23 protein-coding genes and 2 pseudogenes are annotated in these 24,535 nt (G+C 63.7%); 21 read left to right on the top strand and 4 right to left on the bottom strand.

Annotation, left to right across the window (positions count from 1 at the left end; translation table 11 throughout):
- Positions 1-146 precede the first annotated feature (146 nt).
- Positions 147-1,055 (top strand): amino acid ABC transporter substrate-binding protein, encoded by a 909-nt coding sequence (locus HAP41_RS29245; protein WP_166094779.1) that lies wholly within the window; start codon positions 147-149, stop codon positions 1,053-1,055.
- A 9-nt stretch (positions 1,056-1,064) separates the two neighbouring features.
- On the opposite strand, the gene HAP41_RS29240 is transcribed toward HAP41_RS29245, so the two are convergent.
- Complete coding sequence (locus HAP41_RS29240; protein WP_166094782.1) at positions 1,065-2,291, bottom strand: MFS transporter; 1,227 nt, start codon at positions 2,289-2,291, stop codon at positions 1,065-1,067.
- Between the two features lie 91 nt (positions 2,292-2,382).
- Here HAP41_RS29240 and HAP41_RS29235 point away from each other — a divergent pair, with 91 nt between their 5' ends.
- The 4 genes and pseudogenes from HAP41_RS29235 (at position 2,383) to HAP41_RS29220 (ending at position 5,970) form a co-directional block, all read left to right on the top strand.
- Positions 2,383-2,856, top strand: a complete 474-nt coding sequence (locus tag HAP41_RS29235) for a MarR family winged helix-turn-helix transcriptional regulator (protein WP_166094786.1) — start codon at positions 2,383-2,385, stop codon at positions 2,854-2,856.
- A 1-nt stretch (position 2,857) separates the two neighbouring features.
- Positions 2,858-4,904: pseudogene (locus HAP41_RS29230) on the top strand (FUSC family protein).
- Positions 4,901-5,107 (top strand): DUF1656 domain-containing protein, encoded by a 207-nt coding sequence (locus tag HAP41_RS29225; RefSeq protein ID WP_028146630.1) that lies wholly within the window; start codon positions 4,901-4,903, stop codon positions 5,105-5,107. Before HAP41_RS29230 ends, HAP41_RS29225 begins: the two are co-directional and overlap by 4 nt.
- Positions 5,104-5,970, top strand: a complete 867-nt coding sequence (locus tag HAP41_RS29220) for an efflux RND transporter periplasmic adaptor subunit (RefSeq protein ID WP_166094797.1) — start codon at positions 5,104-5,106, stop codon at positions 5,968-5,970. Before HAP41_RS29225 ends, HAP41_RS29220 begins: the two co-directional genes overlap by 4 nt.
- Before the next feature lie 659 nt (positions 5,971-6,629).
- Here the strand turns inward: HAP41_RS29220 and HAP41_RS29215 are convergent.
- The gene (locus HAP41_RS29215; protein WP_166094799.1) at positions 6,630-7,841 is read right to left on the bottom strand and encodes an acyl-CoA dehydrogenase family protein; all 1,212 of its coding nucleotides are present in this window, start codon (positions 7,839-7,841) and stop codon (positions 6,630-6,632) included.
- Positions 7,842-8,411: 570 nt separating this feature from the next.
- Here HAP41_RS29215 and HAP41_RS29210 point away from each other — a divergent pair.
- The 4 genes from HAP41_RS29210 (at position 8,412) to HAP41_RS29195 (ending at position 11,077) form a co-directional block, all read left to right on the top strand.
- Positions 8,412-9,140 carry an outer membrane protein gene (locus HAP41_RS29210; RefSeq protein ID WP_166094802.1) on the top strand — a complete coding sequence of 243 codons (729 nt, stop codon included), beginning with the start codon at positions 8,412-8,414 and terminating at the stop codon, positions 9,138-9,140.
- Between the two features lie 51 nt (positions 9,141-9,191).
- Positions 9,192-9,701, top strand: coding sequence for a porin (locus HAP41_RS29205; RefSeq protein WP_063983916.1), 510 nt, complete (start codon positions 9,192-9,194; stop codon positions 9,699-9,701).
- 127 nt (positions 9,702-9,828) lie between these two features.
- On the top strand, positions 9,829-10,512 hold the full coding sequence (locus tag HAP41_RS29200; RefSeq protein ID WP_166094805.1) for an outer membrane protein: 684 nt from the start codon (positions 9,829-9,831) through the stop codon (positions 10,510-10,512).
- 31 nt (positions 10,513-10,543) lie between these two features.
- The gene (locus tag HAP41_RS29195; protein WP_063983914.1) at positions 10,544-11,077 is read left to right on the top strand and encodes a porin; all 534 of its coding nucleotides are present in this window, start codon (positions 10,544-10,546) and stop codon (positions 11,075-11,077) included.
- 83 nt (positions 11,078-11,160) lie between these two features.
- Here HAP41_RS29195 and HAP41_RS29190 read toward each other — a convergent pair whose 3' ends face one another.
- On the bottom strand, positions 11,161-12,279 hold the full coding sequence (locus tag HAP41_RS29190) for a glycoside hydrolase family 172 protein (RefSeq protein ID WP_166094808.1): 1,119 nt from the start codon (positions 12,277-12,279) through the stop codon (positions 11,161-11,163).
- 93 nt (positions 12,280-12,372) lie between these two features.
- A pseudogene (locus HAP41_RS29185) lies at positions 12,373-14,003 on the bottom strand (long-chain fatty acid--CoA ligase).
- A 164-nt stretch (positions 14,004-14,167) separates the two neighbouring features.
- Between HAP41_RS29185 and HAP41_RS29180 the strand changes: the two are divergent.
- From HAP41_RS29180 to HAP41_RS29130, 12 genes are all read left to right on the top strand, one after another.
- A complete protein-coding gene (locus tag HAP41_RS29180) occupies positions 14,168-16,030 on the top strand; it encodes a flavin-containing monooxygenase (RefSeq protein ID WP_166094811.1) in 1,863 nt (620 codons plus the stop codon).
- Positions 16,027-16,833, top strand: coding sequence for a shikimate dehydrogenase family protein (locus HAP41_RS29175; RefSeq protein WP_166094814.1), 807 nt, complete (start codon positions 16,027-16,029; stop codon positions 16,831-16,833). The genes HAP41_RS29180 and HAP41_RS29175 overlap by 4 nt, the downstream gene beginning before the upstream one ends.
- Positions 16,834-16,952: 119 nt before the next feature.
- Positions 16,953-17,750: a lytic murein transglycosylase gene (locus HAP41_RS29170; RefSeq protein WP_166094816.1), complete on the top strand. Its 798-nt coding sequence runs from the start codon at positions 16,953-16,955 to the stop codon at positions 17,748-17,750.
- A 141-nt stretch (positions 17,751-17,891) separates the two neighbouring features.
- Positions 17,892-18,113: a hypothetical protein gene (locus HAP41_RS29165; RefSeq protein ID WP_166094819.1), complete on the top strand. Its 222-nt coding sequence runs from the start codon at positions 17,892-17,894 to the stop codon at positions 18,111-18,113.
- Between the two features lie 12 nt (positions 18,114-18,125).
- Entirely contained in the window at positions 18,126-18,548 is a 423-nt protein-coding gene (locus HAP41_RS29160; protein ID WP_063983909.1) for a hypothetical protein, read from the top strand.
- A gap of 387 nt (positions 18,549-18,935) precedes the next feature.
- Positions 18,936-19,382, top strand: coding sequence for a MaoC family dehydratase (locus tag HAP41_RS29155; protein WP_014496047.1), 447 nt, complete (start codon positions 18,936-18,938; stop codon positions 19,380-19,382).
- A gap of 100 nt (positions 19,383-19,482) precedes the next feature.
- Positions 19,483-19,995: a hypothetical protein gene (locus tag HAP41_RS29150; RefSeq protein ID WP_028146621.1), complete on the top strand. Its 513-nt coding sequence runs from the start codon at positions 19,483-19,485 to the stop codon at positions 19,993-19,995.
- Between the two features lie 289 nt (positions 19,996-20,284).
- Complete coding sequence (locus HAP41_RS29145; protein ID WP_166105728.1) at positions 20,285-21,442, top strand: helix-turn-helix transcriptional regulator; 1,158 nt, start codon at positions 20,285-20,287, stop codon at positions 21,440-21,442.
- A gap of 228 nt (positions 21,443-21,670) precedes the next feature.
- Positions 21,671-22,645, top strand: a complete 975-nt coding sequence (locus tag HAP41_RS29140) for a helix-turn-helix transcriptional regulator (protein ID WP_135214390.1) — start codon at positions 21,671-21,673, stop codon at positions 22,643-22,645.
- Positions 22,646-22,780: 135 nt separating this feature from the next.
- Positions 22,781-23,029 (top strand): DUF6894 family protein, encoded by a 249-nt coding sequence (locus tag HAP41_RS29135; RefSeq protein ID WP_085404769.1) that lies wholly within the window; start codon positions 22,781-22,783, stop codon positions 23,027-23,029.
- 73 nt (positions 23,030-23,102) lie between these two features.
- On the top strand, positions 23,103-23,231 hold the full coding sequence (locus HAP41_RS50110) for a hypothetical protein (protein ID WP_256468636.1): 129 nt from the start codon (positions 23,103-23,105) through the stop codon (positions 23,229-23,231).
- A 144-nt stretch (positions 23,232-23,375) separates the two neighbouring features.
- A complete protein-coding gene (locus HAP41_RS29130) occupies positions 23,376-24,494 on the top strand; it encodes a helix-turn-helix transcriptional regulator (RefSeq protein WP_166094832.1) in 1,119 nt (372 codons plus the stop codon).
- The last annotated feature ends 41 nt before the right edge of the window (positions 24,495-24,535 follow it).

Genomic DNA, 24,535 nt, shown 5'->3' with positions numbered 1-24,535 from the left:
CGGCACGGTATTTTCTCCCGCAGTGGTACATACAAAACCGCAATAGCTGATAGACGGAACCTCGTCTGGCGATCATCCGGGCTGTGGGCTATGAACCCTGGAGTTGCGCTGCGGCGCAGCCCATGACCCCCTTGAGGAGCCCTGCGATGCGTCTTCCCACAATTATCCTGGCCGTCACATGTCTTGCGGGCGCAGCTTCAGCCGAGGACCTGTCGGGCACGCTCCAGAAGGTCAAGGAGACCAAGAAGATCACGCTGGGCTATCAGGAGGCCTCGGTTCCGTTCAGCTATCTCGACGGCAACCAGAAGCCGATCGGCTTCGCCATGGATATCTGCCTCAAGATCGTGGATGCCGTGAAGAAGCAGCTCAGCATGCCCGACATCGCCGTCGACACGCTCGCCGTGACGTCGTCGAACCGGATTCCGCTGATGGTCAACGGCACCCTCGATCTGCACTGCTCGGCGACAACAAACAACGCCGACCGCCAGAAGCAGGTCGCCTTCACTAACACGCATTTCCTCAGCGCGACTCGGTTTGCGGCCAAGAAGGCCGCGAAGATCAACACCATTGACGATCTCAAGGGCAAGGCCGTTACGGCGGTGGCAGGCTCGGTCAATCTGAATCAGCTTGCCAAGGTCAACACCGAGCGAAATCTCGGCATCAGAATAATGCCGGCCGTGGATCAAGCCGAAGCGTTCCTGCTGCTGGAAACCGACCGCGCTCAGGCTTACGCGCTCGACGACGTCCAGCTTGCGGTCGCGATTGCGCGCTCGAAGGAGCCGGCGCTGTTCATGATCAGCGAAGAGACGTTCTCGAAGGCCGAGCCCTTCGGGATCATGCTACGGCGGGAAGACGCGCCGTTCAAGGCGCTGGCCGACCGCGCGACCGCGGAGCTCTACGCGAGCCCGGAGATCGAGGTGCTCTACAAGCGCTGGCTGGAATCGCCGACGCCGCCGAACGGCCTCAACTACAATGTCCCGATGTCGGCGGCCTTGCGCAATGCTTTCAAGTCGCCGAGCTCGAGCGCTGACCCCGACGTCTATCTGGTGAAGTGAGGCGAGGAGCTAGCGCGTCCGCGGTGCATCCAGCAGCTGGCCAGCCAGCGCCGCGCCGATCGCCGCGATGGCGGCCATAGCAAGCGCCCACGGAACGAACAGCCGATGACCGATCAGCGCGCCGCTCAGGAGCGGCGCGCTGATATTCGCGCCCGACATCAGCGACTGGTTCAGGCCCATAATCATGCCCTGACGATTGATCGCGGTCGAGCGCGACAGCTCGGCCGTCAGCGTGCTGCGCGCGAACATGGTGCCGACGATGATCAGTGTCAGGTTGATCGCGAGCAGGCCGACATTGTCGCGGGCCGCAAGTCCGGCAAATCCGAGACCCATGCAAGCGAACGCGGCCATCACGATGCTGCGGTCTGACGCGATGATGCTCACACGCGTGATGAGCAGTCCCTGAACCACCATGTTGATGAAGCCGGCATAGGCGAACATCCAGCCCAGCTCGCGCGCGCCGAAGGGATGTCCGTCCCAGGAGAACCGCGCCGACAGGAACAGGCCGATCTGCGACAGGAACATCGAGTTGACGAAGAAGAATACGATGAGCAGTCCGAGCAGCCGCCAAGCATAGCGCATGCCGAGCAGGCTGCGGGCCAACGTCGGCTCGGGCACGCGATGCTGGTAGAGCGGCTCGGACGCCGGGTGATCAGGCGGGAGCAGGGCGATCGTCGCAACGATGCTGATCAGCGAGAGCGCGGCCGCGGCCCACACCGGCGCGGTCTGGCCGTAATGCACGAGGAAGCTCGAGAGAGCGGGGCCGAGCAGCAGCCCGGTTCCGATCGCGCCGCTGGTCATGCCGAGTGCCTGCTTGCGCGTTGCCGGCGCGCTGTGCTCGGCGGCATAGGCGTGAGCGACCGAGATGTTGCCTGATGTCAGGCCGTCGATGATGCGTGCCAGGAACACCAGCGTCAGGTTGCCCGCCAATGCGAGCAGGATGAAGCCGATGAAAGTCCCGATCTGGCTGACGACCAGAACCTTCCGCCGGCCGTAACGATCCGAGAGCATGCCGACCACGGGGCCGGCAACGAGCTGACAGACGGCATAAGCCGAGATCAGCGCGCCGAGCAGGAACGGCGTCGCGCCGAGCCGCTGCGAATAGAACGGCAGCAACGGCAGGATGATTCCCATGCCCGTGGCGTCCACAGCGACGACCACGAAAGTCGAGACCAGCGTCAGCGTGCTCTCGCCCGCTATTGTCTCCCTTGCCTCGGTCGCGGAACCCGGTCCCATCCAGCGTTGTCCTCGTTCGCATTTGCGTGATCGATTGCGATACGTCGGATTATATAGTTGCAAGCTAATAGTTCGCGTCCTATCAAATTGCATGGCTCCCTCGCAGGCGCATATCCACGGCGAGATCGGCCGGCTCATCGCACGTCTGGCCCGCATCTGGCGCCGCGAGTCGGATCAGGCGCTGTCCGATCACGGCCTGTCCTATGCGACCGCGATTCCGCTGCTGGTGCTGTCGCGGCAGGGCGAGAACGTGCGCCAGGGCGTGCTCGCCGACGAACTCGGCATCGAGGGGCCGTCGCTGGTCCGGTTGATCGATCTGCTCGAGGCCGAGGGGCTGGTTGAACGTCGCGAGGATCCGAGCGACCGCCGTGCCAAAACGCTACATCTGACCAAAGCGGGCGAGGCGAAGGTCGAAGAGACCAACCGGGTGCTGCGCCGGGTACGGGCGAGCTTGCTCAAGGATATCGGCGCGGACGAACTTGCGATAACCTTCGAAACTCTTCAGCGCATCGAGCAGCGGGCCAGTCGCCTGCAGGACGCCAAGACCGGTCCAGAGACGAAATAGCATGCGCGCAGACGAGCCGTTCCTGGTCCGCAACGCGGACGTCATTTTTGCGTTGAAGACGTTTGCCGCGTCGATGCTGGCGCTCGTCATCGCCTTCGCCATGGACCTGCCGCGGCCCTATTGGGCGATGGCGACGGTCTACATCACCTCGCAGCCGCTGGCGGGCGCGACCAGCTCAAAAGCGTTCTTCCGCGTCATGGGCACGCTGGTCGGCGCCGCCATGACGGTAGCGCTGGTGCCGAACCTGATTGATGCGCCGGAATTGCTTTGCCTCGCGATCGCGCTCTGGGTCGGGCTCTGCCTCTATCTGTCGCTGCTCGATGGCACGCCGCGCAGCTACGTCTTCATGCTGGCGGGATACACGGTCGCGTTGATCGGGTTTCCCTCCGTCTCGGAGCCCGGCGCCATCTTCGATACCGCCATTGCGCGGGTGGAGGAGATTTCCCTCGGCATCATCTGCGCGAGCCTCGTCTCCACCATCGTCTTTCCCCGCAGCGTCGCGCCAGCCGTTGCCAATCGCGTCGACGCCTGGCTGTCGGATGCGCAGCGCCTGAGCCAGGCGGTGCTGCTTCGTCAGGGAACGAGTGAAACGCGCCGTGGCAGGCGACTCAAGCTTGCGACCGACATCGTCGAGATCGACACGCTTTCCACCCATCTCGCGTATGACCGGCTGACCGATCGCAATGTGGTGACTGGCCTCGGCGAGATCCGGCTGCGCATGCTGATGCTGTTGCCGGTGATCGCCTCGCTGGAGGATCGGCTGGCAGCGCTGGGGGAGGAGGCGATGCGCCGGCAGCCCGAGCTGAAGCGGTTGCTGGAGGATCTTGCGCAATGGATAGCGAGCGATGTCGGTGCGAGGCAACCGGCCGAGCCGATCCGCGCCATGATTGCAGAGCGACAGGCGGTGCTCGATGACAGCGCCTCATGGGAGCGGATCATCACCACGAGCCTGTTGTTGCGGCTGCGCGAGCTGGTCGACCTGTCGCGCGACTGCCGCGTGCTCAGCGAGGCCATCGCCGAGAGCCGCAATGTTTCGACGCTCGATCTGGCCTTCCGTTCCGAGGCCGGCGCCGCGCCGGTGCGCCATCGCGACCGCGGCCTTGCCTTGTGGTCGGCGGCCGGCGCGGCCACGGCCATCCTGATCTGCTGCGCGTTCTGGATCGGGACCGGCTGGCCGGACGGCGCCTCGGCGCCGATGATGGCGGCGGTCGCGTGCTCCTTCTTTGCGGCGCAGGACGAGCCCGCACGTTTCATCCGCAGTTTCGGCCTGTGGTCGCTGGTCGCCATCGTGGTCGTCGCGATCTATCTGTTCGCGCTGGTGCCCGCGATCTCCCATATCGAGGATCGTTGCGCTGGCGCCGACCTTTCTGCTCTACGGCTTCCTGATCGGACGGCCGGCAACGGCGGGAACAGGCATGGCGCTCGCGGCCAACACCGCCACGCTGCTGGCGCTGCAATCGACCTACAGCGCGGATTTCGCATCCTATGCCAATTCCGCGGTCGCCTTCTTCGTCGGCGTCGTCATCGCCGAGCTCGTGACGCGGATCGCGCGCGGCGTGGGCGCGGAGTGGATCGCCAATCGCCTGGTGCTGTCGAGCTGGAAGACGCTCGCGGTCGCTGCCGAGCGCCGTGGCAAGCATGATCGGGCGGAGTTTGCGGGCCTCATGCTGCATCGTCTGGGCCTTCTGGTGCAGCGGATCGCCTTCCTCTCCGAGAGCGATCGCCACGATGCCGACAGCCTCGTGCAGCTTCGAATCGGGATCAATATCATCGACCTGCGCCGCGCCCGCTATGGGCTTGCCGCAACCACCATTGCCGTCATCGACGACATGCTTGATCAGCTCGCGATCGCTTGCCGCAGCCATGCCGGTGGAGGAATGCCGACCGAGCTGTTGACCAGCGTCGATCGGGCGCTGGCCAAGGCGGTGACGGATTCCAATGACCGCGCGCGCGAAGACGCTCTGATCGGCCTCGTCGGCATCCGCCGCGGCCTGTTCCCGGACGCACCGGCCTACCGGCCGCGTACAGGCGCGAGTGTTGCAGCATGAGATACGTGATCGACATCTATGGCGTGCTCGTGCCGGCGTTACTGCTGTGGATCATCGTCGCCTATGTCCTGAGCGCGATCCTGCGCCGGCTCATGCAGCGCTTCGACCTCTACCGGCTGGTCTGGCACCGTGCGCTGTTCGATTTCGCGATTTTCGTCTGTCTTCTCGGCGGCGTCGTCTATCTCTCGGAGTTTTTGCCATGAAGGGGAATTTCGCCTGGTTTGGCCGCCTTGCGCTGACCGTTCTCGCCGTCGTGGCCGCGCTCGCGGTCGGCCGTGAACTTTGGGTCTATTACATGGAGCAGCCCTGGACCCGCGACGGTCGCGTCCGCACCGATGTGGTGCAGGTCGCGCCTGACGTCTCCGGGTTCGTCACGGAGGTGCTGGTCAAGGACAACCAGAAAGTCCATCGCGGCGATGTGCTGTTCCGGATTGATCGTGAACGTTTCGCGCTGGCCTTGCGGCAAGCCGATGCATCCGTGGCGGGTCATCAGGCCACGCTCGACCAGGCCAATTCCGATTTGAAGCGCTACAGCGCGCTGACCACCGATGCGGTATCGCAGCAGAAGCAGGAGCAGGTGTTGGCCACCCAGCTCCAGGCCAAGGCGGCGTTCGATCAGGCCGTCGCCGACCGCGCGGTCGCCCAGCTCAACCTCGATCGCAGCGAGGTCCACGCCTCCGTGAACGGTGTCATCACCAATATGGATCTGCGTCCCGGCGCTTACGTCACGGCCGGCAAGGGCGTGATGGCGCTGGTCGACACGGATACGTTGCACGTGGAGGGTTATTTCGAAGAGACAAAGCTCGCGCGCATCCGCACCGGCGACAAGGTGCGGGTCCGCCTGATGGGCGAAACGGTCACGCTGTCGGGCCATGTCGAGAGCATCGCCGCCGGCATCGAGGACCGCGACCGCGCTGAGGGCGCGAACCTGCTTGCCAATGTCTACCCGACCTTCAGCTGGGTGCGGCTCGCCCAGCGCGTCCCGGTGCGCATCGCGCTGGACAATGTCCCCGACACCATCTCGCTCGTCGCCGGCCGCTCCGCGACGGTAGAGGTATTGGACTAACGCAACGAGCCCATGGATCGCGCCTGGCTTGGGGAAAACCGCCAACAGGCGTTTCAATGCCAAATCGCAGGGCTAATCCTGACGCGCTTGTGTGAGTCGGGGGACCGTATGGGCGTTTGGTTTTTAGTCCTGGCAGCCTGCGTCGTCGGCGCGTTGCTCCTTTTGGCATTCTGCCGATAGAGCCGACAGCGGACGCAAATGTTGCTGCGAAGCATCAGCCAGCCGTTGAATAGCGGTTCCAGACCGATGGTTTTTGACTGTGCATGGATGACCGCGTTCACTTCCGGGATCGGAGGCGGACATGAGCTGGTTGTTTGTGTTTCTCATTGCCGCGAGCGCAGTCGTTCTGATCGCCCATGCGATTGACGCGATGCGTTCCTGATACTGCATGCGACTCGGTTTCGTCGGTAGCTAGGTAGGCGACGAAATTGTTCCGAGGCGGGCGAGTGTCAAATTGAGGAACCTGGTCCTGCAGGCCAAGGTTTTCACAGCAGGAGGAATACGATCATGCTTGCGTTCTATCTGCCGATCATCATTTTCGGAGCGATGCTCGAAGCGATTTCGAAGCAAAATGTCTCTGCACCCATCCAGGAGCCGCCAAGCATCGACTAGACCCCGATGCTCAGGCGTCGGTTAGGGACTGACGAACCAACGTCTGCTCAGTCATTCGAGTATTTCTTCAGCTCGAATCGCGCGATCTGGTTTCGGTGCACCTCATCCGGCCCATCGGCAAGCCGCAGCAGGCGCGCGGTCGCGTAGGCCTGGGTCAAGCCAAAATCGTTCGAGGTGCCGCCGCCGCCGTGCGCCTGGATGGCCCAGTCGATGATCTGGCAGGCCATGTTGGGCACGGCGACCTTGATCATCGCGATCTCGGCCTTCGCGACCTTGTTGCCGACCGTGTCCATCGCGTAGGCGGCGTTGAGTGTCAGCAGCCGGGCCTGCTCGATCATGATGCGGGCTTCCGCGATTCGCTCCTGCGTCACGGTCTGCTCCGAGACCGGCTTGCCGAAGGCGACGCGGCTGCGCACGCGGCGGCACATCTTTTCCAGCGTACGCTCGGCAAGGCCGATCAGCCGCATGCAGTGATGGATGCGGCCGGGGCCGAGGCGGCCTTGTGCGATCTCGAAGCCACGGCCTTCGCCCAGCAGCATGTTCTCCTTGGGCACGCGCACATTGGTGAAGACGACCTCGGAAGCGCGGTCGGGCACGCCGTAGAAACCGAACACGGGCAGCGGACGCTTGACCTCGATGCCCGGCGTGTCCATCGGCACCAGGATCATGGATTGCTGCTTGTGGCGGTCGGGATTGTCCGGATCGGTCTTGCCCATGAAGATGCAGATCTTGCAGCGCGGGTCGGTCGCGTTGGTCGTGTACCATTTCCGCCCGTTGATGACGTAATGGTCGCCATCGCGCACGATCGAGCTTTCGATGTTCGTCGCATCGGATGATGCGACCGCGGGCTCGGTCATGGCGAAGCAGGAGCGGATTTCGCCGGCGAGCAGCGGCTTCAACCAGCGCTCCTTGTCCTTCTCCGTGCCATAGCGCTCCAGCACCTCCATGTTGCCGGTGTCGGGCGCCGAGCAGTTGAACACTTCGGGTGCCAGATGCGTGCGCCCCATCACCTCGCAGAGCGGGGCATATTCGAGATTGGTGAGACCAGCGCCGTGGCCGGACTCCGGCAGGAACAAATTCCAGAGACCTTCGGCGCGCGCCAGCGGCTTCAGCTCCTCGACGACGGGATAGACCTTCCACGGTCCGAGCTCTTCCGCTTCGCGATAGAAGCGCTCCTCGTTCGGATAGATGTGCCGGTCCATGAAACTTTCGAGCTTGCGCTTGAGCTCGACGACTTTGGGCGACATCGGGTAGAGCATCTGGACCTCCTGTAGATCAAGCAGCGCCTGCACGCGGGGCCGGCCTGCATCAGAATCGAGTCGGCGATAGCGGCGCTTGCCTCATCGCATTTTCATCGGCGCGGCTCTGCGCAAATCGCGTCAGAGCTCACCTGTTGCGTAGCGATATTAACGTCCATTCATGCGTTGTCTTGCGTTTGTGCACCGAATGAGAAGCGCGTGGGAAACAATCAGCAACTGTGACTTTGACGCGACTGGCAATCCGAAAGGTCGTGCCTAAGATCGGCCTCAATCAAAAGTGGGGGCAGCAGTCATGACAACACAAGGGGACTACGGAAGCACTTCCTTACGGATCGCGCGCCCCTAGTTCGCCAGTCGATAGGACGCGGAGCGCATTGTCCTAGACTGCGCGCGGGTTCTTCCAACAACCGATAGTTCGTCCCGTCGATCCGCAAGCTGCGCGGTCGCCGGTTTCGTTCGTTCAAAAGCAAGCAAGGGCTTGATCCAAACGTTGCATCTCAAGGCGCAATCTAAAATAGATAAATATAAAGAAACACACTCTTGAATTCGAAAAAGGAAATGGACATCGACATGCACACGCAATCAGAACGCTCCGTCACTCACCGCATCAGACTCGCCGCCGCCGTTGCAGCGGTGAGCGCGATTATCACTTCACCTGCTTTCGCCGGCGGTCCGCTGCCTGCACCCGTCGTCTCCTGGTCTGGATTCTACGCCGGTGTCCATGGCGGCTGGGGATGGGGGAAGTCGGAGTTTCGCGATCCCCTCAACAGCCCCGCCAACAATCCGTTCTTTGCCTACTACAACGGACCGCTCGCGGGCGGGCAGCTCGGCTACAATTGGCAGCTGGGCAACTATGTCCTTGGTGCCGAGGTCGACGGCTCCTGGTCCTTCGTGAAGGGCAACACCAGCACCTCGCCCCTTCTCACGTCGAGCACCACCAACGGGGTCGGCTACACCGCCCTCGCGACCGCGACGGGCCGTGTCGGCTACGCATCGGGCCAATGGCTCGCCTATGCCAAGGGCGGTGCCGCCTATGCCCGCATGGTGCTTTCGTCGCGGTTCACCCCGGAGATCACCAACTACAACCGCGAGCTGTTCGGTGCCGTCGGCGGCGTCGGCCTGGAAGTGGCCTTCCTGCGCAACGTCTCCGCCAAGGTCGAATACAACGCGATCTTTCTCCCCACCGAAACGCTGCATTGGGTGAGCCAGGACACGACCTCCGAGATCAAGCATTTCGTCCAGGTGGTGAAGGCCGGCATCAACGTCCGTTTCAACGGCGACGGCGGCCTCCCGCGTTAATTCCCCGGCACATCGAAACAACATTCAACAGAAATCCTCGGAGACAACATCATGTCCACCATGTCCAAGATCGCCGCAGTCGTCACCGCCGGCCTCGGCGCCATGATCGCCGCACCAAGCCACGCCGCCGCTCCAGTCGAGTACGTCAAGGTCTGCTCCTTGTACGGCGCCGGCTTCTTCTACATTCCGGGCACCGACACCTGCACCAACGCCAACCAGATCGCGACGAACCAGTTCGATCTCGCGCGTGCGCAGACCCGCGCTTCGACCGGCACCGCGATGGCCGCGTCGCTCGTCGCGCCGTGGCTTCCGACCGGCACCAATTACGCGGTCTCGACCCACTGGGCGACCTATGACGGCCAGCACGCAGCGGGCTTCTCAGGGCTCGTGCGGGTCTCCGGCAATTTCGTGTTCTCGGGCGGCTTCTCGCTCGGCCTCGACAAGGGAAGCCTCACGTCCCTCACCAACCGCACGCAGACGGAATTCGGCACGGCGATCCCGGCGCAATCGTGGAGTGACGTCCGTGGCCTCGGCCGCGCGGGCTTCATGTACGCCTGGTGATGCACGCGACGCTCGCTCCTAAGATTCATTCTGACATTTGAAAGATCATCCCATGACAATCTCTCTCTCGCGATCGGCGCGCCGCTTCCTCTCCTGCGTTGCTGCCGTCACGCCGCTTCTCGCGGCCATGCCGCTCACCGCCACATCCGCGAACGCGGCCGACATGACCGTGAAGGCTCCGGTCGTCGCTCCGGTGCCGCTCTGGAACGGCTTCTACATTGGTGCTCATGGCGGTTATGGCATGGGCAGCAGCCGGCTCGTCGACCCGAGCTTCGCATTCGCGCAAGATCGCTTCACGATGGACACAAAGGGCGCGCTCGCAGGTGCGCAGGTTGGCGGCAACTGGCAGTTCGACAACATCGTGGTCGGTGCCGAGCTCGATCTCTCCTGGGCGTCGATCAAGGGCAATCGGCCGTTCGATCCCGCGAACCCCATCTTGTCCGGGCTTTCAGTGTCGTACCAGGCACTGGCGACGGGCACCGGTCGCATCGGCTACGCGTTTGATAACGTACTGGCTTACGCCAAAGGCGGGGTTGCCTGGGCAAATGTCGCCTACCAGGCCTATGTCGGCACGGTTGGTCCGCTCGACGTGAACCACCAGCGGACCGGCTTGACCGGCGGCGTCGGCCTTGAATACGCGCTGACGAGCAATCTCTCGGCGCGACTGGAGTACGACTACCTGTATTTCGGTCCGGCCGCGATCGCGCTGAGCACACGGATCAGCACCCAGAACGTCGACCATGACCTTCATCTCGTGAAGCTCGGCGTGAACTACCGCTTCAACGGCGATGCCATCGTTGCTCGTTACTGAGCCGCGCCAACGTCACTGATTGGAGACAAACATGTGGAAGCAAATCAACGCGGCACGAGACGTCTTCCGACGTCACCTGCGCGCTATCCTTGCGACTGCCGCTCTGGTTCTGGCGATCCCGACGCCCGGCCATGCTGCGGTCGAGTACGAAAAGATCTGCTCAGTCTACGGTGCCAACTTCTTCTACATACCGGGTACTGACACCTGCGTGAACGCGGGGCAGACGGTGCAGAGCCAGTTCGATCTCGCACGCCAGATTACCCGTGCAGCGACGGGAACGGCCATGGCGACTTCGCTCGTCAATCCGTTCCTGCCCGACGGGACCAACTATGCGATCTCGACGCACTGGGCCGTCTTCGACGGGCAGCATGCCGCCGGTGTGGTCGGAATGATCAGGATCCAGGGAAACCTGTCACTGACCATGGGCATCGCGTTCGGTCTCGATCGCGGCAGCTTGACGTCCACGTCCAACCGGACCGCGACGGAGTTTGGCGTGGCGCTTCCGGCGCAGTCGTGGAGCGACGTGCGCGCCCTTGGACGCGTGGGGCTCCAGTATTCCTGGTAGCCGGCGCCGAACACGAAGGCGCCGCCCGGACGATCTTCACGACGTCCGGGCGGCGCAAATGCTGTGAGTGCAGGGAAGGGCGGCTAGCCGATTTCGAGATAATCCGGGCCGGGCAATGTCGGGAAGGGCGGGGTCGGCAGCGTCTGGTACCAGAACGCGACCGAGGCGATGTCGTCCTGCAATGGAAGATACTTCGCCTCCTTGACGCCCGGCAGCCAGCCCAGCGCCTGGATCGTCACGCGCAGATCGGAGCGGAAGCGCACGGGATCGGGGATGTGCCAGCGGTACAGGCCGAAGCGTTGCTGCGACTTGTAGACGCCATCGGGACGGATCACCTGCGGTAGGCCGGCATAGGGCGTGGTGAATTCCTGGTAGCGGGATTGTTGCGCCGGACCCTGGCCGGCATGCGCGACATAGGGATCGAAATTATAGGCGCCGCAGAAATAATCCTCGGTGCCGGTGCCGCAGATGGTCGGGAATGCACCGTCGCCGTCGATGAAGAACTTGATCTCGCCTTCGCCCCACCAGCCATTGTTGTTGACGCCCCAGGCCATATAGGTGCCGACATAATGGCCCGCACCGCTTACGCCATCGAGGATGGTGTAGACCTCCTTGTACGGCAGCGGATTGGTACGCCGGAACTGCGCATGGAAATAGGCGCAGTCCTCGGGCACCTCAGTGAGCGTGTAGTTGATCTGGTAGTAGACGGTGAGCTGCTCCTCGCTGCGGTTCTCCAGCGTGAAGCGCGCGCGCGTGCGGAACGGCATTTCCCAGTAGCAGTTGAACGCGCGGCCGGGATTGACGCAGACCGCGAGCGAGGACACCTGCGCGAACTCCTCCCATCCGCAGGCGAAGAAATCGCCGGCCGGGCATTCCACGCTTGGCAGCATTTGGTCGTCCCAGTAGACGCGCAGGATCGAGTGACGAAGGCGCCCGCGCGCCAGCGTCATCCAGATCTGCTGGATCGCGCCCTGGCCCTGAATGTCGCCGAGCGTAAAGGTAGCGCCGGGCTCGATGATGACATAGGGCGAGATCTTCCAGCCCTGGCCGAGATCGCGAGCCTGGCGTGCGGCGGGTCCGTCGACGGACATGCCGCCCTTGCCCTTCTCGCCGGTGAAATTCTCGGGGCTGATCGAGCGCGTCTGCGCATTCGACAGGCGCGACAGATTGCCGAGATGCAGGCCCAATCCGGAAAACGCCATGCTGTCCTCGATCCCTGGAGTTAGCGACACCTCGATATATCGCCGTCGAATCTACCAAAAGATGAAGACCGCACACGGCAGGGCGCGCGTACTTCAGGCGACGCGGTACTCCCTGAACTTCTCGCGCAGCGCGGATTTGAGCACCTTGCCGGTGCCGGTGCCGGTCATCGGAAATTCGTCCAGGAATTCGACCGCATCCGGCATCCACCAGCTCGCGATCTTCGGGCGCATGTGGTCGAGCAAGGTCTTGCCGTCGACGGTCGCGCCCTTCTTGCGGACGACGAGGAGCAGCGGACGCTCCTGCCATTTCTCATGGTTGATCGCGACCACCGCGGCTTGCAGCACGTCGGGGTGGGACAACGCGACGTCCTCGAGCTGGATCGAGGAGATCCATTCGCCGCCGGACTTGATCACGTCCTTGGATCGGTCGGTCAGCGTGACGTGGCCCTGTGGATCGATCACGGCCATGTCGCCGGTGATCAGCCAGCCGTCACGGTCGAGACCTTCGTCGAGCTTCATATAGCCGGAGGCGACCCAGGGGCCACGGGCGCGCAAATGGCCGACGGTCTTGCCGTCGCGCGGCAGCTCGTTGCCGCCGTCGTCGACGATGCGCAAGGCTGTGCCGAAGCAGGCGCGGCCAGACACCTGGCGCCGGTCGAATTTCTCCTTGTCGCCGAGGAGCTCGGAGCCGGGCCGCAAGCCCGGCATCGAGCAGCCCAGGGCTTCGGTCATGCCCCAGGCCTGGATGTAGTCGATGTCATAGTCGCGCTTGAGCCTCTCGACCATCGCGCGCGGCGGCGCCGAGCCGGACGACAGCGTCGCGCGCAGGGTCGAGAATTTATTGCCGGTGCGACCCAGCCAATCGAGCAGGATCAGCCAGAAGCTCGGCACGCCTGCGGAGAGCGTCACCTTCTCGCCTTGAGCAGCTCATAGAGCTTGTCGGGCTCATAGTTGCGGCCGGGCAGCACCAGCTTTGATCCCGTGTAAGGCGCGGTGAACGGCATGTTCCAGCCGTTGCCGTGGAAGAGTGGTGCCATCGGCATCATGACTTCGCGCACGCCTTCGAGATGTCCCGGCAGGAAGTCGAAATTGCAGCAAGTCATGGTCTGCAGGATGGCGGCGCGGTGCGAGTAGATCACGCCCTTGGGATTGCCCGTCGTCCCTGAAGTGTAGCAGATGGTCGATGCGGATTTTTCGTCGAACTCCGGCCAGACGAAACCGGCGTCGTTCTCGCTGGCGAGGAGATCCTCATAGCAATGCACGTTCGCAAGCTTGGTCTCCGGCATCCGCTCGCGCGAGGACATCACGACATAGGCCTCGATCGTCTTCAGCTGCGGCGCGATCGCCTCGACCAGCGGCAGCGTGGCGCGGTCGATGAACAGCAGCCGGTCTTCGGCGTGGTTGATGATGTAGACGAGCTGCTCGGGAAACAGCCGCGGATTGATGGTGTGCAGCACATAGCCCATGCCCGGCGCGGCATAGAACATCTCGAAATGGCGGTGCGTATTCCAGGCCAGGGTGCCGACGCGGTCGCCTTGCTTCATGCCGAGCCGCTTCAGAGCCAGCGCCATGCGCTTGATGCGTGGATGGGCGTCGGCGTAGGTGTAGCGATGGATGTCGCCCTCGATCTCGCGCGCGACGATCTCGGCTTCGCCGTGATAGTCCGCGGCATACTGGATCAGGCCGCTGATCAGGAGCGGCATATCCATCATCAATCCCTGCATGGTCTCCTCCGCAGCCACGTCGTTGCGTGGCGTATGCTTGTGATTTTCGTGCGAGGTTAGCGGAACGTCACGGGACGTTCACGCAAAAAGCGAGGGACGCGATTGCATGCGTCACTTTTTCGGGGCTAACTGATCCGAAGCAGCGTCCGCCGTGGAGGAAATCGATGTCAGCGGAAAGACACAAGACCGGTGCAGCCGGCGAATCTACGGTCGATATTTCCGCACTCCGCGCGCGCTATCGCGACGAGCGCGACCGGCGTTTGCGCGCCGAGGGCAAGGCGCAATATGTCGAGGTCGCAGGCGATTTCGGCCGCTACCTCGACGATCCCTGGGCCGATCCAGGATTTGCGCGCGCAGCTGTCAGCGAGGAGACCGAAGTTCTCATCGTCGGCGGCGGCTTCGGCGGCCTGCTCTGCGGCGCGCGCCTGCGCGAGGCCGGCATCGAGGATTTTCGTATCGTGGAAAAGGCCGCCGATTTCGGCGGCACCTGGTACTGGAATCGTTATCCTGGTGCGGCCTGTGATACCGAGAGCTACATCTATCTGCCGCTGCTGGAAGAGACCGGCTACATGCCGGTGCGCAAATATGCGCGGGCGCCCGAGATCTACGAACACTCCCGCCGCATCGGCCGTCACTTCGGCCTCTACGAGCGCGCGCTGTTTCAGACAATCATCTCGCGGATGGAATGGCAGGAGCAGGAAGGACGTTGGCTGGTCGAGACCGATCGTGGCGATCGCATCCGCGCACGCTTCGTCATTCTCGCCGGTGGCCCGCTGAGCCGTCCAAAGCTGCCGGGCATTCCCGGCATCGAGACCTTCAGGGGACACAGCTTCCACACCAGCCGCTGGGATTATGGCTACACCGGCGGCACGGCCGAAGGCGGTCTCACCGGTCTCGCCGACAAGCGCGTCGGCATCATCGGCACCGGCGCGACCGCCGTGCAATGCGTGCCGCATCTCGGCCGATCGGCGAAGGAGCTCTACGTCTTCCAGCGCACGCCATCGGCGATCGGCGTGCGCGATGACCGTCCGACGGACGCAAGCTGGGCGCAGAGCCTCAAGCGCGGCTGGCAGCGCGAGCGCATGGACAATTTCACTGCGGTGATCTCGGGCGAGCCGTTCGAACGGGACCTGGTACAGGACGGCTGGACCGGCCTGCTTGGCGAGATCCTGCTGGCGCCGCGCCGCCAGCCGCAGCCGGTGACCTCGCTCGAAGAGGCGTTGAAGGTCATCGAGCAGGCCGACTATCGCAAGATGGAAGAGATCCGCGCGCGCGTCGATACCGTTGTGAAGGACGAAGCAGCCGCTGCGGCGCTCAAGCCCTGGTACAAGGCGTTCTGCAAGCGGCCATGCTTCCACGACGAATATCTCGACACCTTCAATCGCCCCAACGTGCATCTGGTCGACACCAGGGGCGAGGGCGTCGAGCGCATCACCGAGAACGCCGTCGTCGTTGACGGCAAGGCCTATGAGCTCGACTGCCTGATCTATGCCAGCGGCTTCGAGGTCGGCACCGACTATGCGCGCCGCATGGGCTTCGAGGTTTACGGCCGCGACGGCGTGAGCCTGTCCGAGCGATGGCGCGATGGCGTCAAGACGCTGCATGGCTTCTACAGCCGCGGCTTCCCGAATTGCTTCTTGATCGTCACGGTGCAGGCCGGCCAAAGCGCCAATTTTCCGCACATCATCGACGAGCAATCGCAGCACATCGCCTATGTGATTGCGGAGGCGCGCAAGCGCAAAGCGCGGACGCTGGAGCCGACGCTCGCCGCCGAGAACGCCTGGGTCGACGAAGTCGTCAAGGCCGCGCTCGGCCGCCAGACCTATCTGGCCGAGTGCACGCCGGGCTATTACAACAACGAGGGCGTGTTCGATCCGATCGCGGCAAGAAACAGCCAGTACTGGCGCGGACCGGTGGCTTTCCTGCGGCTGCTCGACAAATGGCGCAAGGAAGGCAATCTGGATGGCCTGGAATTGACTGAGGGGACCGAGGCGGGCGGCTCTCTGGTTCCGGCTTCAACGGCATGATCCCGGCCCCATCAGGCGCGACGCGGCTCCATGTCATCGTCGGCGATCCCATCGCGCAGGTACGCTCGCCGGCAGGCGTAACAGCCGCCTTCGCCGCGCGCGGCCATGACGGCATTCTCGTGCCGGTCCAGGTCGCGCCAGCGGATTTGCCGGATTTCCTCTCGGTGGCAACGCGGCTGAAGAACCTCGACGGCATCGTCGTGACCATCCCGCACAAATTTGCCTGCTATCAGGCCTGCGCCAGTGCGACCGAGCGCGCACATTTCCTGCACACCGCGAACCTGATGCGCCGGCGCGCCGACCGCTCATGGCATGGCGACATGGTGGACGGCCTCGGCTTCGTTGGTGCTGCGCGGGCGAAGGGGATCGATCCCCGGGGCATGCGGGCGCTGCTCGTCGGCGCCGGCGGCGCAGGATCGGCGATCGCTCTGGCGCTGGTCGAGGCCGGCGTGACCGATCTCGCGATTCACGACAGCGCGACCGAGCGCCGTGACGCACTGATCGGCCGGCTCAACGGGCTCGGCAGAAAGCCTGTGCGGGTCGGCACCAGGGATCCCGCGGGCTTCGATTTCGTCGCCAATGCGACACCCGCCGGGATGAAGGAGGGCGATCCGCTGCCGGTCGATGTCGCGCGGCTCGCGCCGACGGCCTATTGCGGCTGCGTCATCACACAACCCGAAGTCTCGCCCTTCGTCGCGGCCGCCCGCAGGGTCGGCTGCGTGACCGGGACCGGTACGGACATGTACGAGCAGCACCAGGGCATCATGGTGGATTTCCTGCTCGGCCGCGACGGGGAAGGCTAGGCAGTCGTTCCGGTGTCAAGGCACAGGTTGCGCCGGATGGGGCTTGAGCGATCGGGGCCGACGTAGGATCATGGGCGCGCGCGAGCCGGTCGCGCACGTTTATGTGAGAGGACCAGGGAATGACCAAGGGCAGGACCGTTGCGACGGCCATGATCGGCGCTGCAGCGCTGCTTCTCTCGCTGGCGCCCTTGTCCCTGATATCCATGGCCGAGGCCGCGCAATGCGGCAGCTCGCCGGCGGGCTTTGAGGCCTGGAAGCGCGAGTTCAGCGCGGAGGCGCAGGGCAAGGGCGTAGGCCAGGCCGCGCTCTCGGCGCTGATGCAGACCAATTACGCCGGTGCCACGATTGCGGCCGACCGCAGCCAGCGCAGCTTCTCGCTGACGCTCGACCAGTTCCTCGCCAAGCGCGGCGCCACCACCATCGTGGCCAAGGGGCGGCAGCTCAAGCAATCGCAGGCCGCCTTGTTCGCCTCGATCCAGCAGCGCTACGGCGTCCCGCCCGGGCCGCTGATCGCGATCTGGGGCATGGAGACCGGTTTCGGCAGCCAGCGCGGCAACCAGAACATGCTGTCGTCGATCGCGACCCTTGCCTATGACTGCCGCCGTCCCGAATTCTTCACCGACCAGCTCTATGCCGCCCTCAAGCTGATCGACCGCGGCACGCTGTCGGGGGCGACCCGCGGCTCCATGCACGGCGAGGTCGGCCAGACCCAGTTCATGCCCAAGAACATCCTGGCCTATGGCACCGGCAATCTCGAGGTTGCCGCCAATGCGCTGAACTCGACGGCGAATTTCCTGAAAGCTCATGGCTGGCGCGCAGGAGCCGGTTACCAGCCGGGCGAACCGAATTTTGCCGCTATCGAGGCTTGGAATACTGCCGGCGTCTATCAGAAGGCAATCGCCCTGATGGGACGGTAGATCGACGAGGGAGGAGGGGCGGCCGCGTTGCGTTGAGGCCGCATGAAGGCTCGGCCGCGCACGAGAAAGTTCTTGCGTTGAGGAACTGACGGCACGAGGTTTGCTTTGATCGGGGGCAGGGCTGGCATGAGGAGACTCAATATGGCTACCCAGATCGTGATGGACCAGACGGGCGACACGCGCCACGAGTTTGATCCTGACAATGTTGAAGCGCTGGCGCGAGCCGAACGGCGCTTTCGTGAGCTGACCGGAGCGGGCTTCACCGCCGCCTATCGTACTGGACCCGGTGAAGTCACCCGCATCAAGTCATTCGATCCGACCGCGCACGAAACGCTGTTCTATCCCCGCCTGGTCGGCGGTTGATCTGAGCTGCTCATGATCGCGGCAATTTGGCTCCGTGCGCCGGCGCGTGCGCGGCTGCATGCGCTGCGCGAGCTCTATCGGCGCTTCTTCGGCGAGAACACGCCGGATGCCCGCGGCCGCCGGCTTTTGGCCGAATGGCTGTCGCCGGCGCAGCGCGCGCAATTCGAGCAGCATCGGTATTTCGATGTCATCGGCTGCGATACCGGCAAAAGGTACCGCATCCACTACGGCACGGCCGCCAATGTCCATGAGATCGACGATGAGGGGCGTGCGGCGATGGGATGGTGCTTCGTCCCGTCAGGCTTTCTCGTGCCCGGCGACGTGATGCTGGCGCAGAAGGTCGCCCTCGAGACTGACGAGAACGCGGCAATCGCGCTCGCCAACCGGTTTCCGCCGGCCACGCACTCGGAGCACTTTTACCGGCGCCCGTTCTAGCGGCCGGAGGGCGTACAGATCAGGAGTGCGTGGTGCGGTAGGCATCCAAAGCATGTGCCGCGAAGACAGCGACGCTGCAAAGCGCGAGCACGGCTGAGATCAGCTCGATCATAGCTCATCCTCCCGTAGCGGCTGGGAGACGAGATTTTGGCAGCAGGCATAATCCAGGATGAGGTCGAGGAAGAATTGCATGGTGGCCGTCCCTGTATGATTTTGACAACCAGATAACCGGCAATCTGTTTCAGGCGTGTTTCGTCGTTTTGGGAAACGGGTTTCGCGGGGAACCCGGGGCTGGTTTGTGCACCGCAGACCCGCTACATCCCGCGCTGCTCAGTCCTTCAGCCGCGCCTTTCCGGCGGACGGCAAGTCATATTGCGAGGCAAAATCATGGCGCAGGTCGAGTGGTTCGACGATCTCACCATCGGAATGCGGTTCAAATCCCCCGAGGTGCAAGTCACCGAAGCCGATATCAAGCGCTTTGCAGCCGAGTTCGATCCGCAGCCGATGCATCTCGACCACGAGGCCGCCAAGCAGACCTTGTTCAACGGCCTGGCCGCATCAGGATGGCACACCGCCGCGATCGCCATGAACCTCGCGATCCAGGCCCGCCCGTTCGGCCCGCATCCGCTGATCGGCGCGGGCGTCGACGGTCTGCGCTGGACCATCCCGGTACGGCCCAATGACCGCCTGCATCTGGTCGGCGAGGTCATGAGCCTGACGCCGTCGAAGTCGAAGCCGCAGGGCATCGCGCTGGTGAAATGGACCATGTTCAACCAGAACGGCGAGGAGGTTTACACCTTCACCCCGATCGCCATCATCCCCAGGCGGGTGTAAGGCCGGCGACGTTCAGCATCGGCCCGGATCAACCTTCTCGAGCCCTTGCGGGCCGCAGGCTGAGGTGGTCATCTCCGCGTGGGGAACGCTGGAGGCTGACATGAGACGATTCCTTCTTGCCGCTTTGCTGACCGCGGGCGCCCTAGGCGCAGCCGTCTCGAGCACAGGGCCGGCGTTCGCGCAGCAATCCAGGGTCGGCGACTGGACCATCGAGAAGCGCGCGCAGGACACGCATTGCAATGCGAGCCGCGGCTACAAGGACAAGGAAGACGAGAACCGCAACTACGTCATCGTGATCACCTATTCCGAGAAGGCCATCGTGATCGTGATGATCTATGACGGTTGGGAGTGGGACAAGGTCGGCGAGATCCTCCGGGCCGACGTCGGCACCGATGACGCCGACATCATGAAGAAGGCGAAGTGGGAGGTCATGGACAAGACCACCGTGCGCGGCATCTTCGAATACGACCAGACGATCATGGACCGGCTGTCGAAGGCCAGGCGTCTCTCGCTCGATTTCGAGGATGATGACGAGGACAGCATCGAGATGCAGATCCCGCGCGCCGGCGAGGCGCTGGCCGCGCTGAAGTTCTGCGAGGAGAACCGGAAATAAAGTGCTGCGCCGCGCACAGCGCGCGCGATCGAGCAAGCAGCGCGAGGGCGCGTGACCCACAGCACACAGCCCGCGTGCTGTTCGCTTTTATCCTAGTCTTTGGCGAAAACGTCCAAGCCGCACCCTGCGGTTGACGTTACGCAAGGACGATGTTCGATATTTTAGCATCTCGTTGCACTGCTTTTTCTACGCCGACGGCGACGATCGACCGCTCTGTCGGCTCTGCCAATGTCCAATGCGCAAGCTCCCTTCGTCACCGGGGCCGCACGCCGATCGCATCGTCGTTCCGATGACGATCCTCCAGGCAAACCGGTTCTCGTCTCTCGTCGGCGAGATCTACGATGCGGCGGTCGATCCTGCGCTGCGCAGCGGCGCGCTGGAACAGGTTTCCCATTTCGTCGGCGGGTGTGCCGCGACCATCCTGTCCCGCGATGCGGCAAGGCTCTCGATCGAGATTCACCAGCATTTTGGCACCGAATCCCGCTTCCGCCAGCTCTACCGCGACAGATATGTCGAGCAGGATCCTCTGCTCGATCGTCATCTCGCTTTTGCGGCCGGGCACGCCATCGGCGTGACCGATATCATGCCGCACGCGGACTTCGTGGCGACGAGCTTCTATCGCGAGTGGGTCGAGCCGCAGGGCGCGATAGACCTCGCGACCGTCGCGCTCGAGAGATCGGACGCGCGTACCACGGTCTTGCAGGTGTTGCGCCACCGATCCCGCGGAACCGTCGACGAGGCGATGCGCGAACGCATGCGGCTGCTCGCACCCCACATCCAGCGTTCCAGGATCATGGGCCGGCAGATCAGGGCTCGCTCGCACACCGTGGACGATCTTGCCGATGTGCTCGACGGCCTGAGCACGGCGATCTGCCTGCTCGATGCGGATGGCCGGGTCGTCCACGCCAACGCGGCGTGCCGGCAGCTGTTCGTCGATGCAAACCTGCTCGCGATGGTCGGCGACCGGATCGTGGTCCGTAGCACCCAGGCCGACAAAATATTCCGCGGCCTGTTCGAAGTTGCCGCAGATGGTGAAACTCACCCGGCCGGTCGCCGCCGCATCGGGCTCGCGACGTCGGCGGACGGTCAGCACTATCTCGTCCAAGTCCTTCCATTGAAGCGGGAGCGCAGCCTGCCGCGAGACGTCGCGGCCACGGTGCTTCTCGTACAGAAGGCCGCGATGGTGCCATCGCTCGTGCCCGACGCCATTGCTGCGGCCTTCAGGCTGACGCGGTCCGAATTGCGCGTGCTGATGGCCATCGTCGAGGTCGGCGGCGTTCCCGATATCGCGGCAAAGCTCGGCATTGCCGAGACCACGGTGAAGACGCATCTCGGTCGCCTGTTCGAGAAGACCGGTGCCGGCAGGCAGGCCGACCTCGTGAAGATCGCGGCCGGCTTCACCGCGCCGTTTGTACAGCGAACGCGCCGCGACGACGACACCATGTGATTCATTTGACGGCGCAAGCCGCGCGGCGATGCAATGTCAATCCATTGTGATGAGCAGGATCGTCTGGTCCTCCGAACGTACGACGCGCGTCATTTGATACTTTCGTATATGGCGCCACTTGAATGAGAAGGGCAGCGTGCGCCACGGAACAATGCGCGCCGGCACCGGACGCGGGTGCGGGAGACGACAGCGCGTGAGCGAGCCTGCCTGTCGGTTGGAGAAATTGCAGTGAGCGGCAAGGACGAATTTTCCATTCTCAATGTTTCGACGGACCACATTCCCGAAGACGAGCGTGTGCCGCTGCTGCGCGAATTCTATTGCCGCGGCGTGCTCAAGGCGGAGGTCGAGCCGACGGACGAAAAACCGTTCGCGGCGAGCCTCACATCCCATGGTTTGCCGGACGTCCAGCTGGTGATCGGCGGGCTGGTCGGAGCGCGGGTCATCCGTACCAAGCAACTGGTCGTCGACGGCAACGACAGCCTTGGCCTGATGATCAACCGATCCGGCATCGTCGAAGTATCTGCGCGAGGACGAGATCTGAGGCTTCATCCCGGTGACGCGGTTCTGACGAGCGCGGAGGACGCGACGATCTACGAACGCCTCTCGCTTGGAAATTGTCTGTCGCTGCGCGTGCCGCGGCGGGTGCTGGCGCCCATGATCGTGGACATCGACGACACCGTGATGCGAATCATTCCGGAGCGCGCCACCGGACTTCGCCTGCTGGTCGACTACGCGACGTCTCTGGTGCGCGAGCGCGCGTTCGCGGTGCCCGCATTGCGCCAGCTCGCTGTTGCACATCTCCACGATCTGATGGCGCGTGTTCTCGGCGCGACGGATGAGGTTCACGAGCTGGCCGGGCGCCGAGGCGTCCGGGCCGCGCGGCTGCGGAAGGTGAAGTCCTTCATCGTCAACAATTGCTGGCATCAGGACCTCTCGGTCGCGACTGTGGCGCAGGAGTTCGGCGTGACCACACGTTACCTTCAGCGGCTGTTCGAAGCCGACGGCAAGACGTTCTCGTCCTTCCTGACCGGGCAGCGCCTCAAACGCGCGCATCGCATGCTGCGCGAGCCTGACTTCGCCGGGCGGCCGGTGAGCTCGATCGCCTACGACGTGGGCTTCGGCGATCTCTCTTATTTCAATCGTTGTTTCCGGCGGGCCTATGGCGCGACGCCCAGCGGCGTCAGGAGCGGCGAAGCTCTGTGACTGCGCGCGGTGCGCGGCTCGCGCGACCAGGCGGGTGCCTATCGGAGTGCGCGTATTCGGCCGACTACGTCTTCTGGCGCGCGGAGTAGAACGATGACGCTGTGTTTCGGACGGCGCCGGCAATTGGAGTTGTGAATGCGCCGCTTCTTCTTTGATCTCCTGGTCGACAATGTCGTGAAGATCGATCCGGGCGGCATGGTCTTCGAGCAGGCCAGGGCCACGTTCGTCGTGGCCGACGAGATGGCGAGACATCTGTTTGTCTGGCGTGACGATCTGCGCGATCGCGACGCCTGGATTCGCGTCAGGGATGCCGGCGGACGAGAGGTCTATCGCGCCGCGGTCTGGTCAGAAAATGTCGAGAAGGTCGGCTGGGACCAGGCATGACGGTCCCGGCTTCACCTTCCGGGGCGGCAACGCCGACAACAGGTCGCGGCGCCAAGTACTTAACAATGCTGCGATGGCCGGCTTTGGCTTCGACTACCGCACCACCCAAAACGTGTCCGTGTTCGGCGCGGTCGAGGGCATGATGATGTCCGACCGGAGCCGCACCGGCACAGCGAAGGGTGGCGTTCGCGTCGCGTTCTGAGCCGGTATCAGCCCTGGCGGCTCGAATGCGATGCCCGCCGGCCGGGCCCCATCCGCCCGGCCGGCGCCTCCTCCGATCGGAGGACGCCGCATGCTGTGGTTGTAGTATGTTTGGTGATATTGATCACTCAGGCCATTTCAAGCCATGCGCGGACTACGGAAGCTGCCCGAACTGGTCGAGTCCATCTATGACGCGGGGCTCGATCCCTCGCTGTGGAACAACGCCGTTGCCGGCATTCGCGATTTCGTTGGCGGGCAGGCCTGCGGGCTGTTTTCCAAGGATTCGATCAGCAAATTCGGCGTCACCCATTATTATTGCGGGGCCGACCCGCACTATATCCGGCTCTATTCAGAGACCCATTCGAAGTTCGACCCGCTGACGGTGCTGCCGCCGCATGGCGAGATCGTCAGCATCCCCGATCTCGTCAATTTCGGTGAATACCGGAAAGGGCGCTTTTACCAGGAGTGGATGCAGCCGCAGGGTTGCAGCGACGCGGCCAACGTCGTGCTCGAGACATCGCATGCGAGCTGCCCCGTGATGATGACAGTGCTGTCGGGCCGGCGCATGGTGGACCCGGCGATGAAGCATCGGCTCTCGCTGATTGTGCCGCACGCCAGCCGTGCGCTGCTGATCAACCGCGCCATCACCTCGCAACTGACGCTGGCGACGGCGCTGGCGGATGTCCTGGACAATCTGGCGTCCGGCATCTTCCTGCTCGATGCCTTTTGCCGGGTGGTGCATGCGAATTCGGCCGGCCACGCCTTGCTTGCCGCCGACGACGTGGTCCGGTCCGTTGCCGGGCAGCTCGTGACCAGCAGCGCTGAAGCCAATCAGACGCTGGGCGAGGCGCTTGCGACCCGCAGCGAAATTGCCCTGCTTGCCACACGGGGCCATGCGATCCCGCTGCTTTCGCCGAGCGGCGAGCGTTATGTCGCGCATATTCTGCCGCTGTCGTCCGTGCTGCGAAATGGCAGCGAGCAGGTGGTCGATGCCGCCGGTGCGCTGCTCCTGCGCAAGGTGTCGCTTGGCGGGCAGTCCTATGGCGAGCTGATCGCACGGACCTTCGACCTCACGCCGGCCGAGCTGCGCGTGTTCCTGTCGATCGTCGAGGTCGGTGGCGTCCCGGAAACGGCGGCAGCGCTCGGTATCGCAGAAACCACGGCGAAGACGCATTTGCATCGGGTGTTCGCCAAGACCGGCGTTTCGCGTCAGGCCGATCTCGTCAAGCTCGCGGCGGGATTCTCCAATCCGCTCGTCAACTGATCGGTCAATCGCTGTCGGGGTTGAACCTTTTGCTCCCACGA

This window comes from Bradyrhizobium barranii subsp. apii, from assembly GCF_011516635.5.
GTDB lineage: Bacteria > Pseudomonadota > Alphaproteobacteria > Rhizobiales > Xanthobacteraceae > Bradyrhizobium > Bradyrhizobium barranii.
This window is presented reverse-complemented; position numbering and strand designations above follow the sequence as displayed.